The organism is Serratia sp. J2, assembly GCF_046269175.1.
In the GTDB taxonomy this organism is placed as follows: domain Bacteria; phylum Pseudomonadota; class Gammaproteobacteria; order Enterobacterales; family Enterobacteriaceae; genus Chania; species Chania fonticola_C.
Window position 1 is genome coordinate 88534 of sequence record NZ_JBKABN010000010.1, and the last position, 16875, is coordinate 105408.

The window sequence follows — 16875 nt, forward strand, 5'->3', positions numbered from 1 at the left end:
ATTTAAACCTGAACCTAGCTGCGCACCAAATCGTCGCCGTAGCCAATCCACTTATAGGTGGTCAGCGCGTCCAGCCCCATCGGGCCGCGGGCGTGCAGTTTCTGGGTGCTGACCGCGACTTCCGCGCCCAAGCCAAACTGGCCACCGTCGGTAAAGCGGGTGCTGGCGTTGACGTATACCGCAGAGGAATCTACCGCACGGACAAAATACTCGGCGTTGCTCAGCGAGCGCGTCAGAATGGCATCGGAATGGCTGGTGCCGTGGGTACGAATATGATCGATGGCCTGATCGATATCGTCCACCAGCGTCACGTTCAAATCCAACGATAGCCACTCGTCATCGTAATCTTCCGCGGCCACTGCAACCACCTTCGCGGGCCCTTCCTGCAACAACGGCATGGCGTTATCGCTGGCGTGCAACGTTACCCCAACGGCGGCCATACGCGCGCTCAGCGCAGGCAGGAAGCTGTTAGCGATAGTGCGGTTAACCAGCAGGGTTTCGACCGAGTTGCAGGCGCTTGGCCGCTGTATCTTGGCGTTTTCGATGACGGTCAGCGCCTTGTCGTAGTCTATGCTGTCGTCTACATAGATATGGCACACGCCGATACCGCCGGTGATCACCGGAATGGTCGATTGCTCACGGCACAGCTTATGCAGCCCGGCACCGCCGCGTGGGATCAGCATGTCGACATAGCGATCCATTCGCAGCAGTTCATTCACCAGTTCACGATCCGGGCTTTCGATCGCCTGCACCGCCGCCGCTGGCAGGCCGCACTGTTCCAGCGCCTGCTGGATCACTTTCACCGTCGCCTGATTGGTGTGGTGAGTTTCTTTACCGCCGCGCAAGATCACCGCATTACCGGTTTTCAGGCACAGACTGGCGACGTCGATGGTGACGTTGGGGCGCGCTTCATAGATCACACCAATCACCCCGAGCGGCACACGGCGGCGCTCCAGCTTCAGGCCGCTGTCCAGCAGATTGCCGTCCAACACGTGACCAACCGGATCGCTCAGGCGGCAGACCTGGCGCACATCGTTGGCGATCGCAGCCAGACGCGCTGGGGTTAACAACAGGCGATCCAACAGGGCTTCACTCATCCCGGTGGCACGCGCCTGCGCCATATCCTGCTCATTCGCCTGTAGAATTTCTTCGCTGCGAGCCTCCAGCATGTCGGCCATTACCGCCAACACCTGGTTCTTTTTCGCCGTGCTCAGTACCGCCAACTGCCAGGAAGCCTGTTTAGCGGCTTTCCCCATCTGCTCGAGCATGTTCACTCCTTAACTTACGATCATATCGTCGCGATGCACGGCCACCGGGCCATATTCATAGCCCAGGATCTCGCTGATTTGCTGCGAGTGGTGCCCGGCGATCATGCGCATGGCATCGCTGTTATAACGGCTGACGCCATGAGCCAGATCGCGCCCCGCCAGATTGCGGATGCGGATCACCTCACCGCGTGAGAAATCACCTTTAACATCGCGGATGCCCTTCGGCAGCAGTGAACTGCCACGGGCCATCATCGCTTCTACCGCCCCATCGTCAACGGTGATCTCGCCTGCAGGCGGCGCACCGAAGATCCAGCGTTTGCGGTTCTCCAACGGGGTTTCCAGCGCATGGAAGCGGGTGCCTACCGGGTTGCCCTCAATCACATCGGCCACTACGCCCGGCTTGCTACCGGCAGCAATAATCACATCAATGCCCGCACGGCAAGCCACGTCGGCCGCCTGGAGTTTGGTGCCCATGCCGCCGGTACCCAGACCGGAAACGCTGTCACCGGCAATGGCACGCAGCGCATCGTCAACGCCGTGCACTTCACGGATCAGCTCGGCTTCCGGGTTATTGCGCGGGTCGGCGGTATACAGGCCCTGCTGATCGGTCAGCAGCAGCAGTTTATCGGCACCGGCCAAAATGGCAGCCAATGCAGACAGGTTATCGTTGTCGCCGACTTTGATTTCTGCGGTGGCAACCGCATCGTTCTCATTAATCACCGGGACAATGCGGTTATCCAGCAGCGCGGTCATGGTGTCACGCGCGTTGAGGAAGCGCTCGCGGTCTTCCAGATCGGCACGCGTCAGCAGCATCTGCCCGATATGAATGCCATAGATCGAGAACAGCTGTTCCCACAGCTGGATCAGCCGGCTCTGCCCCACTGCCGCCAGCAACTGCTTGGAAGCGATGGTGGCAGGCAGCTCGGGGTAGCCCAGGTGTTCCCGCCCGGCAGCGATCGCCCCGGAGGTAACAATAACGATGCGGTGACCCGCTGCATGTTGCTGGGCGCATTGGCGCACCAGTTCGACAATATGGGCACGGTTCAGACGCAGCGAACCGCCGGTCAACACGCTGGTGCCCAATTTCACAACCAATGTCTGGCTGCCGTTCATAATAGTTCTGCCGTTGGAGTTAAAAGGAATGCAAAGGACGTTGTAACAGGAGAGACGCGTTATGCCAACAGGCACAACGCGATTTCGGCGTAAATTTGCGGGGGAATTGATTTAGGCGGAGAGTTTTATCGGCTGCTCGATGAAATCATCGGCGGGTTCCAGCTTCAGCTCCATGGTGGCCAGCAGTTCACCCAGCCGACGATGGAACACGCGCAGCGTGGTTTCCAGCTTCTCTTTCACTTCAGCATCTTTAATCTTTTCTTCGTTCCAACGCCCTTCCTTGTCAAACAGACCAAAGTGGTAGCTATAGGTGAAACGGGAATTATCGGCCTGCAGTTCGATCCACCAGCCCCAGAATTCACGTTTTTCCGGCGCGGGCTTGACGTTGACGCAGACCGCCAGGCAGTCAAAGAAAAAGCGGTCGTTCTCACATTGCCCTTCGCGCAGATAAGGGCCCAGGCTGGCAAAGCGTTTCATTAGTCGGCTTTTAGGGTGGCCACTCGGTAGCGTCATTTTTCAACCTCCACAATGTAGTCCACCCTTTTTAACAAACTGTTAAAAATTAGCAACTGGTTAGCGCATTTTATCTCTTAGCCAATCACAAATTTGCAGTAAGGATTGATGGAAACTCTGATAAACCGGCGTACGCGGGATGGCGATCAGTTTGCCGTTCAGTGAAGAAGACGCGATCAGCTGCGACTCTTCTTTTGGGCTGAGCGGATCGTCATCCCAGTAGGCGGCCAGCATCGGCGTTGGGCAGCGGCGGCCCAGCAATCCCTGGGTTTTCAGGGAATAGCGGTTCAGCTCGGTTTTCAGCACGCTGTCAGAGGCGTTGGCCATGCCCATGCGGCTGGCCAGCACGTCCATATACATATCCGGCACGTGGTCCTGGCACTTCAACTCACACAGCAGGCTGTGCACCACCGGCCCTACGCAGGCTACGCCGCGCAAACGCTGCGACTCCAGATAGGCCAGGCGCACCGCCACGTTGGCACCAAAGCGGAAGCCGAAGGCGCTGACACGCGTATGGTCAACCCAAGGCACGGAAGGCAGTTGAGCCAACACCTGCTGATGCAGGAAGCTGGAATCTTGCGTCAGCTTCCACTTATAGGATGAACCGATGGACGGCATATCGATGGTCAGCATCGCTATACCGTGTGGCGCCAGATAATCACGGAACAGGCGGTGATAATCGGTCTGCAAAGTATCCAGGCTACCGCACATCAGCACCGTTGGGTACGGTGCCTGGCCGTTATCGGGCATATGCAGGAAGCCGGTGATGGAGCTACCCCCCTCAATGGCGAACTCCAACTCTTTAAGCTGGTATGGCAACAGCAATGCAGCTTCTTCATAGGCACGATTTGAGAGCACCTCTGCCTGTTCAGCCAGCTCATCCCCTTTTAAATGCGGATAACCGGCAATGCTGTATAGATTGGCGGCATTCAGCCAATATTGCCCGCCGACCAGCGGATCTTTTTGCTCCAATGCCCGCTGTTGCCACAGCATCCCCTGGCGCACCCATTCGTAGATCCAGTTGCCGTTTCGGTAACCGACCACGGTATCCAGCAGGTGATCGTCGCTATGTTCTGCGTTGGAGGCCGCAATGCGCGCCAACACTTCGCTGATCTCCAACGGATCGGTCCCGCGCCAGGTCCACAGCAGATGGTTGAGCATGCGATACCAGTTGCCATCGGTGTCCCCCTCCAAGGCGGAGTGCATATCGGCACCTACCGCATGATGGGCACGGGTGACTAACGTCGAGGTTTCGACATGTTTAAATGAAGGTTTGAACAGTACTTCGGAAAGGTTGGCCTGTGCCATGGTAACAACAGCCTCCTGAGACTTACATCAAGGCTTGAATAGCCGGGATATCTAGGTGCTAGTGTACCTAACTCTGGGGGGATAAGGCGGGGAATTTACCGAATTTGACGAAACCGCTGCATAAACAACAACGCCCGGTATTGCCGGGCGTTTGAAGCAGAGGCTGATTAACGGCCGCCGATCGGTGGCACGAAGGTCACCGCCATATCCCAAGGCTGCTCGATCCAGGTGTCCTGCGGGATATCCACCACGTAATCGTCAACCAGTGGGCGGCCAGCAGGCTTGGCGAAGATGGTCACGAAATGGGCTTTCGGGTACATGTCGCGGATCGCTTTGGCGGTGCCGCCGGTATCCACTAAATCGTCAACGACGATAAAGCCTTCACCATCGCCTTCGGCGCGCTTGAGCACCTTCATTTCGCGTTGGTTGTCATGGTCATAGCTGGAGATGCAGACGGTATCCACATAACGGATGCTCAACTCACGTGCCAGCAGTGAAGCAGGTACCAGGCCGCCACGGCTTACAGCAATGATGCCTTTCCATTGATCGGCAGGCAGCAGACGGTGAGCCAGTTTGCGCGCTTGCATTTGCAACATATCCCAGGTAACAACGTATTTTTCGCTCATAGAATGGTGTCCCAGCCAGCAATGATGTGGCTTACTCAGTAGTTCAGGGGGAAAAAAGGTTGCGCGAGATTATAGAGACTGCGCGCCACGAATACCAGTTGAACCGAGGAGTTGATGCATTTTTCCTGTGATTATCTTTGCGGCGAGCCGCGTGGCTTATCTGCGCAACCGCCCGTAAAACGGGGAGCCCAAGCCGATAAACAGCGTTATACGGGGCGCGCACAGCCGCAAATAAAATGATATTCTCAGGCTCACGTGCCTGAAGCACAGATAGCCACTCACCCTAACCGCACAGCATTCACTCCCTGCTGAAAATGCTGTCACAGGAGACTTATAGTGTCTGAATTGTCTCAACTTTCGCCACAGCCGCTGTGGGATATTTTTGCCAAAATCTGCTCAATTCCGCACCCTTCTTACCATGAAGAAGCGCTAGCGCAGCACATCCTCGACTGGGCCAAAGAAAAGAACCTGCATGCCGAGCGCGACCAGGTTGGCAATATTCTGCTGCGCAAGCCTGCCACCAAAGGTATGGAAAACCGCAAGCCGGTAGCGCTGCAAGCGCACCTGGATATGGTGCCGCAAAAGAACAACGATACGGTTCACGATTTCGCCAAAGATCCGATCCAGCCTTATATCGACGGCGAATGGATCAAGGCACGCGGTACTACGCTGGGTGCCGATAACGGTATCGGTATGGCCTCTGCGCTGGCGGTGCTGGCCGATGACAGCGTAGAGCATGGCCCGCTGGAAGTCCTGTTGACCATGACGGAAGAAGCCGGTATGGACGGTGCCTTTGGCCTGCAGCCAAACTGGTTACAAGCCGACATCCTGATCAACACCGACTCCGAAGAGGAAGGCGAAATCTATATGGGCTGCGCAGGGGGGATCGATTTCATCACCACCCTGCCACTGCAACGTGAAGCACTGCCAGCCGGTTACCAAACGCTGAAGCTGACCCTGAAAGGGTTGAAAGGCGGCCACTCCGGTGCCGATATCCATCACGGCCTGGGCAACGCCAACAAGCTGCTGGCCCGTTTCCTGTTTGCCCACACGCCAGAGCTGAACCTGCGCCTGCTGGAGCTGAACGGCGGTACGCTGCGTAATGCCATCCCACGTGAAGCCTCTGCCGTAGTAGCCGTTCCGGCCGCCAAAGCCGATGCGCTGAAAGCCCTGAGCCAGCAGTTCCTGGCAACGCTGCAAAACGAACTGTCTGCCAAAGAGAAGAACATTACCGTTCTGCTCGAACCAGCCACCACCGCTTTGCAGGCGCTAACCGCAGACAGCCAGAACCGCTTTGTGGCACTGCTCAACGGTACCCCTAACGGCGTGATCCGCATGAGTGACGAAGTGAAAGGCGTGGTAGAAACTTCGCTGAACGTCGGCGTGGTGACCACCAGCGAGCATGAAGCCGAGATCATTTGCCTGATCCGCTCCCTGCTCGACAGCGGTAAAGACTATGTGGTGGATATGCTGACCGCATTAGGCCAACTGGCCAACGCCAAAGTAGCACCGAAAGGCGGCTACCCAGGCTGGCAGCCAGATGCCAAATCTCCTGTGATGCAGTTGGTGCGTGAAACCTACCAAAAGCTGTTCAACAAGACGCCAAACATCATGGTGATCCACGCCGGGTTGGAGTGTGGCTTGTTCAAGAAACCTTACCCACAGATGGATATGGTGTCGATTGGGCCGACCATCACCGGGCCTCACTCGCCGGATGAGCAGGTGCATATCGCCAGCGTTGGCCAATACTGGACGCTGCTGACCGCTCTGCTAAAAGCGATCCCTGAGCGCGGATAAGTTATTGGGCCCGGTTAAAAGCTGGGCCCATTTTTCCTTATGACAGTTGTTCTTCTCGCTTCAGATTGCCGTTGATTTCATTCATCTGCGACTGTATCAACGCCGCACTAACAGGTGGTAACAGGAAAGCAAACAGGATAATCAGCCAGGTTTTATACCTTGCGGTTTGCCCATGGCTTTCAATGATGGCGCGTAGATTGTCGTTAAGTGTGGAAAATATCACCGGCGTGACAAAGGCGGTAATAAAAGCTGACCATCCAGCCCCTCTGGGCGTTAGCAGAGCCGCGGACTGGGTGTAATTTCTGATCTCCCCATGGATTTTTACCAACCAGTAGATATTGTAAAACGGCACCAAGAACAGCAGGAAAGTCACGGCAGGATCGCGGTATTTGACCGGCTGTGGTATTGCTTGCCGCACAGGCGGTTCGCAATTAAATAAACAGGCCTTAATCGGCAGCAGGAACAGAGTCCCGATAATGACGGGGACCAATAGCAGGGTAAAGAAGTTCTCAGGGCTGGAAAATAACCGCTCCATATCAAAAAGCCATCCGGCTATCGCCATCATGGATGAGCCAAACACCATTTTTAACGTCACCATCAGGCCAAATGACAGCACAAATGCCTCTACGCTGCCAACTGCCCCCGCGATAAAGGCCGGAACGATCAGCATGATAGCCCCAAGCCCCATCCCTATCAGGACCTCTCCCGTTATCATCAAAAAGTGATTGCTGGTATGAAAGCAGAACAAAAACAGGCCAAACAAATACAACCCGCTAAAGAGATACAGTAAATAATAACTTTTCATCCGGCTGGCCATCCAGGCCAACAAAGCTCCAAACAGCATGCCAACCTGTTGTAATCCAACTGCGACCCCAATCATCGAGATCGGTAAATCTGCAGTTTGCCGGATATAGAGTGCCGAATAGGCATTAAAGAGATATTGGCTAGTCACAATCGCGGTGAAATAAACTACCAGGCCCCAAAATCGATAGCTGCTTTGTAAATCGGCCCATGTCCATCTTTTGGCCGGTTTTTGCTGAATCACGTCCATTTTTAACTCTTCCCGTTGAATGTCTTAATCCCAAAGAACTGCCAACGATTGTACCTACGGCTGTGCACTAAACACACCCGATTTTAATATCACCACGTCAGTACCAACTGCCGTTCCAACTGAGGATCGAGCAGCGTTACATGCAGGCCAACCAGGCGCACACCACGCCCTTCCCTCCGCTCCTGCCATGCCTGACGGGCAACGTTGAGCAAATCCTCAATATTGAGCACTGGCCAAACGTGCTCCTGGGTAGTTTGCTGGAAATCCTGGAACTTCAGTTTTACCCCTTGGCGAGCGATATGCAGATCCGGTTTGACCTTGCGCAGCCGCATCTCTAACTCTGGGTAGAGCTTTTCAACGATCAACGCCTCACAATCTTCCCACTCATGAATATCGGCTACCAACGTTCGCTCGACCCCTACCGACTTGCGTAAACGATCGGGAGACACCTCACGCTCATCGATACCCTGGCAGCGTTCCCACAGCACCCGGCCAAATTTGCCGAAGCGCTTTAACAAATCGGCCAGATTATAGTTCTGCACATCGGCGCAGGTGATTAATCCAACCTCTTCCAACCGTTTGGCGGTGACCTTGCCCACGCCGGGGATTTTACTCAGCGGCAGTTGCTGCAAGAAAGTGGGCACCTGGGCCGGTGTGATGACGTATTGGCCGTTTGGCTTGTTCAACTCGGAGGCTATCTTGGCGAGGAATTTGATCGGGGCAATGCCCGCCGAGGCGGTCAGGTTCAATTCAGCGGCAATGTCCTGGCGGATCTGTTGGGCGATCAGGGTGGCAGAGCCGTTGCATTGGGTGCTGTTGGTCACGTCCAGATAGGCTTCATCCAGAGAGAGCGGTTCTATCAGCGGGGTATAGCGGGCAAAGATTTCACGGATATGCTGCGAGGCTTCTTTATAGGCCGCCATGCGGCCCGGTAACAGCGTCAAGTGCGGGCAGAGCTTGAGCGCCGTGGCGGTCGGCATGGCGCTATGCACGCCATAACGGCGCGCCGGGTAGTTGGCGGTGCTGATCACGCCACGCCGATCGGCGCTGGCACCGATAGCCAGCGGGATATCGCGCAGGCTGGGGTTGTCGCGCATTTCTACCGCTGCGAAGAAGCAGTCCATATCGACATGAATGATTTTACGCATCGCGCCTCCAATAACACTGTATAAGTATACAGCCAATTATTAAAAGCTCAATATGGAGAGTGTAGACTAGTGACGCCCCTCACCCTAACCCTCTCCCACAGGGAGAGGGGACCGAACGTGCCACAAATTAGCTCCGGCATCTGACCGCAACTCCGGACTAGACCCTCTCCCCAAACAAGTGTTCATGAGGTACTCGGTATGTACATTGGGAGAGGGGACCGAACGTGCCACAAATTAGCTCCGGCACCTGACCACAACTCCGCACTAGCCCCCTCTCCCCAAACAAGTGTTCATGAGGCACTCGGTATGTACATTGGGAGAGGGTTGGGGTGAGGGGCCGTGCAGAGCCCCTACATGGAAAACCTGTGTGGCTAGAGGATCCGATGTTTTTCCAGCATTTCTCGGCGCTGTGCTTCTTTGGCCATGCGCTTTTTGCGCGCATCGCAAGGCTCCGGGCAGTCACAGACCTTCTCCATCCCCAGCGCGGTAATGCCACCACAGCTACCCTGCAAGGTTTTACGCTTGAACACATAGCCCAGCGACATCCCGCCCACCACCAGCAGAAACAGCACAAAGGATGCAGCAAACATCGTCAACATAGCGTCTACCCTTTCTTCAGATAGGGTTTGAACGCATCGGAATAACGTTCTTCAAACCCCTTGGCGGTTTTCACGATCATAAACACCGGGATCCCCAGCAGGTTGGCCAGCGCCATACCCCGCTCCGGCCCCATCACGTTTAACCCGGTAGAAAGGCCGTCCGCCGTCATACACAGCGGGCTGATCACCGTGATCGACACTAAATTGTGGTGGATCGGTTTACCGGTGAGCGGATCGATAGTATGAGAATAGCGCACTCCGTCCTGCTCGAAGTAGTTTCGGTAATCCCCGGAGGTGGCCATCGCCATCTCACCCGGCTCGATCACCAGTTGCGCCTGCTGCTCCCCCCCGGCGTTTGGCCGTTCGATGGCAATGCGCCAGGGTTTCTTCTCGCCGTTATGGCCACGGGTGCGGACCTCCCCACCAATATCAACCATGTAGTTTGCGACGTGCTGTGATTGCAGATACTGAGCAATCGCATCAACGCCGTAGCCTTTGGCAATGGAAGAGAGGTCGACATACAGCTCAGGAATACGTTTCACCAGCGCATTGCCTTCTACCGACAGCTTGTCGATCCCCGTCCAGTTGCGGCGCTGTTCCAGCTCGGCGACGCTCGGCACTTTATCAGGCCGCCCTTCTGGGCCAAAACCCCATAGGTTCACCAGCGGCCCGACGGTCACGTCCAGCGCGCCGTCGGTCACACGGTTAATGCGCAGCGCTTCCAGCACCACTTCCGTGGTGGCAGCAGAAACCGGGAAAGGTTTGCCCACTTCCCGGCTGGCGTTAAAGCGGCTCAACTCGGAATCAGGTTGATAGGTCGACATCTGATCGTTGACCTGTACCAGCCGTTTGTCGATCTCCGCTTGCAGCGTTGCCAGCGAAGGCGTTCCGTCCCCAGGGAGATAACTGATCGAGTACGACGTCCCCATGGTTTTACCCTTGAGGTTTTCCTGTTTCGGCTCACAACCGGTCAGTAACACTGCGGTGGCCAGCGCCACCACCATCATCCAAGCCTTCATTCCATCGCCGCCTGCTGCTCGCATTTAACCGCCAAAGTCATCGAGCATGATGTTTTCATCTTCCACACCCAAATCTTTCAACATTTTGATCACCGCCGCGTTCATCATCGGCGGCCCACACATATAGAATTCACAATCTTCCGGCGCTGGATGGTTACGCAGATAATTTTCCAGCAGGACATTATGAATAAAGCCGGTGTAGCCCGTCCAGTTATCTTCGGGCTGCGGATCGGAGAGCGCCACATGCCAGGTGAAGTTTTCATTCTCTTCCTGCAGGTGGTTGAAGTCGTCCTCGTAGAACATCTCGCGCAAGGAACGCGCACCGTACCAGAAGGTGATTTTGCGCTTCGACTTCAGGCGCTTCAACTGGTCGAAGATGTGGGAACGCATCGGCGCCATGCCGGCCCCTCCGCCGATAAAGATCATCTCGGCGTCGGTGTCTTTGGCAAAGAACTCACCAAACGGCCCGGAGATGGTCACCTTATCCCCCGCCTTCAGCGACCAGATATAGGAAGACATAATGCCCGGCGGCACGTCCGGGTTGCTCGGCGGCGGCGTAGCAATACGCACGTTGAGCATGATGATGCCTTTCTCATCGGGATAGTTGGCCATCGAATAGGCGCGCACCGTCGGTTCTTTGACGACCGAACGATAGCGGAACAGATTGAATTTATCCCAGTCGCCACGGTACTCCTGCGGCACGTCGAAATCGGCATAGCTCACTTCATGCTCGGGCGCTTCGATCTGGATAAAGCCCCCGGCGCGGAAAGGCACATCTTCCCCGTCAGGAATGCGCAGCTTCAGCTCTTTGATAAAGGTGGCTTTGTTATCGTTGGAGATCACCTCGCAGTCCCATTTCTTCACGCCGAAGATCTCTTCCGGCAGCTCGATTTTCAGGTTCTGCTTCACGTTAACCTGGCACGCCAGGCGGCAGCCCTCTTTGGCTTCACGCTTGCTGATATGAGAAAGCTCGGTTGGCAGAATATCGCCGCCGCCCTCTTTGATCACCACCCGGCACTGGCCGCAGGAACCGCCGCCGCCACAGGCTGAGGAAACAAAGATCCCCTGACTGGACAGCATATTCAGCAGCTTGTCCCCTGCGGGGGCGGTAAAACTTTTGTCTTGATCGCCGTTAACCTCAACGGCAATGTCACCGGTGTTCACCAACTTGGATTTGGCAAACAGGATCAGTAACGCCAGCACCATCACGATGCAGGTAAACATCACCACGCCTAAAATAATTTCCATAAATGCTTCCTGCCTTTACAACTGGACGCCGGAGAACGACATAAAGCCCAATGCCATCAATCCGGTGGTAATAAAGGTAATGCCCAGGCCACGCAACCCGGCTGGCACATCGGCATACTTCAGTTTTTCACGGATCCCCGCCATGGCAACAATCGCCAGCATCCAGCCGGTGCCGGAGCCGAAGCCATACACCACGGATTCCATAAAGTTGTAATCACGCTGCACCATGAACGACACGCCGCCGAAAATGGCACAGTTCACCGTGATCAACGGCAGGAAGATCCCCAGGGCGTTGTAAAGCGCCGGGAAGAAGCGATCGAGGATCATCTCCAGGATCTGCACCAGCGCCGCAATCACGCCGATAAAGGTGATGAAGTTGAGGAAGCTCAGATCGACGCCTTCCACCAGCGCCCCGTCACGCAGGATCAGGTTATAGACCAGGTTGTTGACCGGTACCGAGATCCCCAGTACCAGCGTCACGGCAATCCCCAAGCCAAACGAGGTCGAGACCTTCTTCGACACCGCCAGGAAGGTACACATCCCCAGGAAGAACGCCAGCGCCATGTTCTCAACGAACACCGCACGCACAAACAGGCTGATATAGTGAGCCATCGGCGGTTACTCCTTTTCTATCTGCGCTGGCTTGAGGGCACGTAGTCCCCAAATCAGCAGGCCGATGATAAAGAACGCACTCGGCGCCAGCAGGAACAGGCCGTTGGGCTGATACCAGCCGCCGTTCTGCACCGTTTCCAGCACCGTAATGCCAAACAGTTTGCCCGAACCGACCAGCTCACGCAGGAAGCCCACCAGGATCAGGATCACGCCGTAGCCCAGGCCGTTGCCGATACCGTCCATGAAACTCTCAATCGGCGGTGACTTCATGGCATACGCCTCGGCGCGACCCATCACGATACAGTTGGTGATGATCAGCCCGACGAATACCGAAAGCTGTTTGGAGATTTCAAACGCATAGGCACGCAGCAACTGATCGACCACGATCACCAGCGAGGCGATGATCGTCATCTGCACGATAATGCGCACGCTGTTGGGGATATGGTGGCGGATCAGCGAAATAAAGAAGCTGGAAAACGCGGTGACCAGGGTGACCGCAATCGTCATCACCACCGCCGTTTCCAGCTTGGTGGTCACCGCCAGCGCCGAACAGACGCCAAGCACCTGCAGCGCGATCGGGTTATTGTCAAACAGCGGCCCCAACAGGACCCGTTTAACCTCTTTGGAATCAGCCATTTTTCAGCGCTCCTTCACGGACTTTCTGCAGGAATGGGCCAAAGCCATACTCGCCCAACCAGAAATTAAACGTATGCTGTACGCCGTTAGCGGTCAGCGTCGCGCCGGACAGGCCATCCACACCGTGGATATCACCTTGCCGCGCTCCGCCCTTCACAATGCGGATAGCCGGGTTGCCGTTGTCATCAAACAGCTGCTTGCCGATCCACTGCGCGCGCCAGCTGGCGTTCTGGATCTCGCCGCCCAGGCCCGGGGTTTCGCCGTGCTGGTAGAAACTCAACCCGCGTACCGTATTGCCATCGGCATCCAGCGCAACAAAGGCGTACATCATCGACCATAGACCAGTGCCGTAAACCGGCAGCACAATCTTGTCCACCGCGCCGCTTTCGTTGCGCACCAGGTAGATTTCAGCCTCATTGCTACGGCGGCGGATGCCGGCCAGATCCTGCTCGGCGGTCAACGCCCGGCTCTTGGCATCGCTGCGTAGCGCGGCGGCCAGATCGAAGGCGGCCGCATCGCCAGGCACAAACTCGCCGCTGTCCAGATCCAGCAAACGCGGTTCGATGCGCTTGCTAAAGGTGGCTTTCACCTGTTCGCCAGTCATCCCCGGTTGCAGTAAACCGGCTACGTCCAGGATGTTGCGCTGCTTATCCAGCAACCGCTGTTCTTGCTGCCTGGATTGCAGCCCAACGGCAGAACCCGCGACCACTACAGAACACACCAGACACAGCAGCAGCACTACCAGCAGCGTTTTGCCAATGCTGTCATTTTTAGATTCATTCGCCACGTGCTTTTCTCCGCTTGATGTTAGCCTGCACCACCAGGTAATCGAACAGCGGTGCGAACAGGTTGGCGAACAGGATCGCCAGCATCATGCCTTCCGGATAGGCCGGGTTGACCACCCGGATCAGCACGCACATCACGCCGATCAGGATGCCGTACCACCACTTCCCTTTGTTGGTAAACGAGGCGGAAACCGGGTCGGTAGCCATAAACACCATACCGAAGGCAAAGCCGCCCAGCACCAGATGCCAGTACCAAGGCATGGCAAACATCGGATTGGTGGTAGAGCCGATGGCATTGAACAGATATGCCGTGGCGATCATGCCGATCATCACACCGGCCACGATGCGCCAGGAAGCGACACGGCCAAACAGGATAATCGCCCCGCCTAGCAGGATCATCAGGGTTGAGACTTCCCCGATCGAACCAGGGATGTTACCGATAAATGCATCCATCCAACTGATGGACTGGCCGGTGGTGACGTTGGTCAGGCTGTGAACTCCGCCGACGCTCCATTGCGCTAACGGTGTCGCACCGGAAAAGCCGTCTGCCGCCGTCCACACCAGATCGCCAGAAATCTGCGCCGGATAGGCAAAGAACAGGAAGGCACGCCCCGCCAACGCCGGGTTGAGGAAATTACGCCCGGTACCGCCGAAGATCTCCTTGGCGACCACGACACCAAAGCTGATGCCCAGCGCGGCCTGCCATAACGGCAGGGTTGGCGGCACAATCAGGGCGAACAGAATGGAGGTAACGAAGAAGCCTTCGTTGATCTCATGTTTGCGCACCATCGCAAACACCACTTCCCAGAAGCCGCCCACCAGGAATACTACGGCGTAGATCGGCACGAAGTAGGTCGCACCGAGCACCATCTTGCTGATCCAGCCAGCATCGGTGCCGAGCGTTGCCCCCAGCATCTGAGCCAGCCAGTAATGCCAGTCCCCCGCCAGCACCTGTTGCAGCTGATCGCCGCTGTAGAGATGGTGCAATGCAGGAATGGTCTGCTGCCCAACGTTATACATGCCCCAGAACATGGCCGGGAACACCGCCAACCACACCAGGATCATCATGCGTTTCAGATCGATGGCATCACGAACGTGCGAAGCCCCGCGCGTTACTGTGCCTGGGGTATAGAACACCGTCGCCGTCGCTTCAAACAGCGGGTACCACTTTTCCAGCTTGCCGCCCGGCGTGAAGTGATGCTCAATCTTGTCAAAAAAATTCTTCAGGCCCATCGGTTATCCTTCCTGCTCAATCTTGGTCAGCACTTCGCGCAGCACCGGGCCATATTCATACTTGCCGGGGCAAACGAAGGTACACAACGCCAGATCTTCTTCATCCAGCTCCAGACAGCCCAGCGCCTGGGCACTGTCCGTATCGCCCGCCAGCAGATCGCGCAGCAGATGGGTCGGCAGAATATCCAGCGGCATCACCCGCTCGTAATTGCCGATCGGTACCATCGAACGCTCACCGCCGTTGGTGGTGGTGGAGAAAGCGAACAGCTTGTGCTTGAGGAAATGGCCCAGCGTGGTGCGGGTGATGGAGAACTTGTCCGATGCCGGAGCAATCCAGCCGAACAACTCTTTCTCCCGGCCTTCCAGCAATACCGACACCTGGTTGTGGAAACGGCCAAGCCAGGCACTCGGGCCGCTGGCATGGAAACCACTCAGCACCGAGCCGGAAATCACACGGTTCTCACCGGCCTTCAGGCGGCTCGCTGTCAGTTGATCCAGGCTAGCCCCCAAACGGGTGCGCAGCAGCACCGGCTGTTCCACCTGTGGCCCCGCCAGAGCGACCACGCGCCGGGTATCCAGCTTGCCGGTAGTAAATAGGGTGCCGATGGCGATCACATCCTGATAACCGATATGCCAAACGGTTTTCTTCAGGCTAACCGGCTCCAGGAAGTGAATATGCGTGCCCACCAGCCCCGCAGGGTGCGGGCCAGCAAACTCGCTGTAATCAATCTGCGCGCCAGCAGCCGTATCCAGCCGCGTACCCGCTTCGTGGCAGACGCGTACCTTTCCGTCTGTAAGGCGTGCCAATACCGTCAGCCCGGCATTAAATGCCGCCAATTGCTCGTTGATAATCACCAACGGATCCGCTGCCAGCGGCTGGGTATCGATAGCGCTGACGAAAATAGCGCGCGGTGAGGTACCTGGGCGGGGGGTTTTGCTAAATGGGCGAGTACGCAGTGCGGTCCACAGGCCGCTGGCGATCAGATCGCTTTCAACCTGTTGGCGCTCCAACATCGGCAAATCGGCCTGCTGATAATAGGCCAGTTCCACCTGCTCTTCGCCGCCGTTGTCGATGTCAATCACCACCGATTGCAACATGCGGCGTTCGCCGCGATTGATTGCGGCGATTTGCCCGCTGGCCGGTGCCGTGAAGAAAACCCCAGGGTTCTTCTTGTCTTCAAACAGCGCCTGGCCTTTTTTAACGCGATCGCCAACCTGTACCAACATGGAGGGGCGCATACCAACATATTCCTGGCCTAGCAGCGCCACTTGCGTGACCGCTGGACCATCCTGGATCGCCTGCGAAGGCGCCCCAGCGATTGGCAGATCTAACCCTTTTTTTATTTTGATCATAGGATTTATACGATGTTTTTAATTTTCACACGCCTAACCAACCCAGAGGCAGGCACAAAGCATGCAGGATGATGAGGTGGCCCTAGCCCCCTCCGGATGAACACGATGACCTCATGCCCAACTTGAATATTCACACTGACCGCCGACATCCAGGCCAATGATTAAGCCAATACCGCATATTGTTAAAACATTGCTATCAACGATGGCGGAATTGTTGCTATTTCACACAATATCCCTGTACTGATTACCGATTAATAACGATGCAGCATGGGCAAGATATTAACATTTTCGACAGAATTTTTCCGTGCTATCTAGTGACCTGAGTCGAGGAAATGCAATTAAACACCTGTTATCTCTTGACACTACTCGTTAAAAACGTGGGTTCATTTCACTTTTACCGAGGATTGTAGTTTTTTTATACACTTCGCATATTGCTAAAAAACAACACGCTGGTAATCTGACGGGGTTAAATACGAAATCTCGTCAGTGGCATGCTGGCTACATTAGTTTTTATCCCCTATGAATTTCAAGCTGCAGCTAGGCGACTAGCTTGTTCATCCCCAGGA

At 56.0% G+C, this 16875-nt stretch carries 16 protein-coding genes; 1 reads left to right on the forward strand and 15 read right to left on the reverse strand.

The genetic code is table 11. The annotated features are described in order from the left end of the window. Positions 1-14: 14 nt before the first annotated feature. From proA to gpt, 5 genes are all read right to left on the reverse strand, one after another. A complete protein-coding gene (proA, locus tag ACKWMY_RS12595) occupies positions 15-1268 on the reverse strand; it encodes a glutamate-5-semialdehyde dehydrogenase (protein WP_409486384.1) in 1254 nt (417 codons plus the stop codon). Between the two features lie 9 nt (positions 1269-1277). Beyond that, complete coding sequence (gene proB, locus ACKWMY_RS12600) at positions 1278-2381, reverse strand: glutamate 5-kinase (RefSeq protein WP_024483654.1); 1104 nt, start codon at positions 2379-2381, stop codon at positions 1278-1280. Between the two features lie 111 nt (positions 2382-2492). Further along, positions 2493-2894: a sigma factor-binding protein Crl gene (crl, locus tag ACKWMY_RS12605; RefSeq protein WP_024528972.1), complete on the reverse strand. Its 402-nt coding sequence runs from the start codon at positions 2892-2894 to the stop codon at positions 2493-2495. Positions 2895-2954: 60 nt separating this feature from the next. After that, positions 2955-4202: an esterase FrsA gene (frsA, locus tag ACKWMY_RS12610; RefSeq protein WP_024528973.1), complete on the reverse strand. Its 1248-nt coding sequence runs from the start codon at positions 4200-4202 to the stop codon at positions 2955-2957. 167 nt (positions 4203-4369) lie between these two features. Continuing rightward, positions 4370-4828: a xanthine phosphoribosyltransferase gene (gene gpt, locus ACKWMY_RS12615; protein WP_021805588.1), complete on the reverse strand. Its 459-nt coding sequence runs from the start codon at positions 4826-4828 to the stop codon at positions 4370-4372. Between the two features lie 336 nt (positions 4829-5164). On the opposite strand from gpt, the gene pepD reads away from it, so the two are divergent. After that, the gene (pepD, locus tag ACKWMY_RS12620) at positions 5165-6625 is read left to right on the forward strand and encodes a beta-Ala-His dipeptidase (protein WP_024528974.1); all 1461 of its coding nucleotides are present in this window, start codon (positions 5165-5167) and stop codon (positions 6623-6625) included. A gap of 37 nt (positions 6626-6662) precedes the next feature. Here pepD and ACKWMY_RS12625 read toward each other — a convergent pair whose 3' ends face one another. The 10 genes from ACKWMY_RS12625 to ACKWMY_RS12670 form a co-directional block, all read right to left on the reverse strand. Next, on the reverse strand, positions 6663-7676 hold the full coding sequence (locus ACKWMY_RS12625) for a hypothetical protein (RefSeq protein ID WP_199061379.1): 1014 nt from the start codon (positions 7674-7676) through the stop codon (positions 6663-6665). A gap of 89 nt (positions 7677-7765) precedes the next feature. After that, positions 7766-8824: a DNA polymerase IV gene (dinB, locus tag ACKWMY_RS12630; protein ID WP_409486385.1), complete on the reverse strand. Its 1059-nt coding sequence runs from the start codon at positions 8822-8824 to the stop codon at positions 7766-7768. 371 nt (positions 8825-9195) lie between these two features. Next, positions 9196-9423 carry a (Na+)-NQR maturation NqrM gene (gene nqrM, locus ACKWMY_RS12635; RefSeq protein WP_074030683.1) on the reverse strand — a complete coding sequence of 76 codons (228 nt, stop codon included), beginning with the start codon at positions 9421-9423 and terminating at the stop codon, positions 9196-9198. Positions 9424-9428: 5 nt separating this feature from the next. After that, positions 9429-10442: an FAD:protein FMN transferase gene (locus tag ACKWMY_RS12640; RefSeq protein WP_233169401.1), complete on the reverse strand. Its 1014-nt coding sequence runs from the start codon at positions 10440-10442 to the stop codon at positions 9429-9431. Between the two features lie 24 nt (positions 10443-10466). After that, a complete protein-coding gene (gene nqrF, locus ACKWMY_RS12645; protein ID WP_024483648.1) occupies positions 10467-11690 on the reverse strand; it encodes an NADH:ubiquinone reductase (Na(+)-transporting) subunit F in 1224 nt (407 codons plus the stop codon). Positions 11691-11705: 15 nt separating this feature from the next. Then, positions 11706-12302: an NADH:ubiquinone reductase (Na(+)-transporting) subunit E gene (gene nqrE, locus ACKWMY_RS12650; protein WP_021181925.1), complete on the reverse strand. Its 597-nt coding sequence runs from the start codon at positions 12300-12302 to the stop codon at positions 11706-11708. 6 nt (positions 12303-12308) lie between these two features. Further along, positions 12309-12938: an NADH:ubiquinone reductase (Na(+)-transporting) subunit D gene (locus ACKWMY_RS12655; RefSeq protein ID WP_024528979.1), complete on the reverse strand. Its 630-nt coding sequence runs from the start codon at positions 12936-12938 to the stop codon at positions 12309-12311. Continuing rightward, positions 12931-13725 carry a Na(+)-translocating NADH-quinone reductase subunit C gene (locus ACKWMY_RS12660; protein WP_074030679.1) on the reverse strand — a complete coding sequence of 265 codons (795 nt, stop codon included), beginning with the start codon at positions 13723-13725 and terminating at the stop codon, positions 12931-12933. The genes ACKWMY_RS12655 and ACKWMY_RS12660 overlap by 8 nt, the downstream gene beginning before the upstream one ends. Beyond that, positions 13715-14956: an NADH:ubiquinone reductase (Na(+)-transporting) subunit B gene (locus tag ACKWMY_RS12665; RefSeq protein ID WP_024528981.1), complete on the reverse strand. Its 1242-nt coding sequence runs from the start codon at positions 14954-14956 to the stop codon at positions 13715-13717. The genes ACKWMY_RS12660 and ACKWMY_RS12665 overlap by 11 nt, the downstream gene beginning before the upstream one ends. Positions 14957-14959: 3 nt before the next feature. Beyond that, on the reverse strand, positions 14960-16309 hold the full coding sequence (locus tag ACKWMY_RS12670) for a Na(+)-translocating NADH-quinone reductase subunit A (RefSeq protein ID WP_409486386.1): 1350 nt from the start codon (positions 16307-16309) through the stop codon (positions 14960-14962). Between the last annotated feature and the right edge of the window lie 566 nt (positions 16310-16875).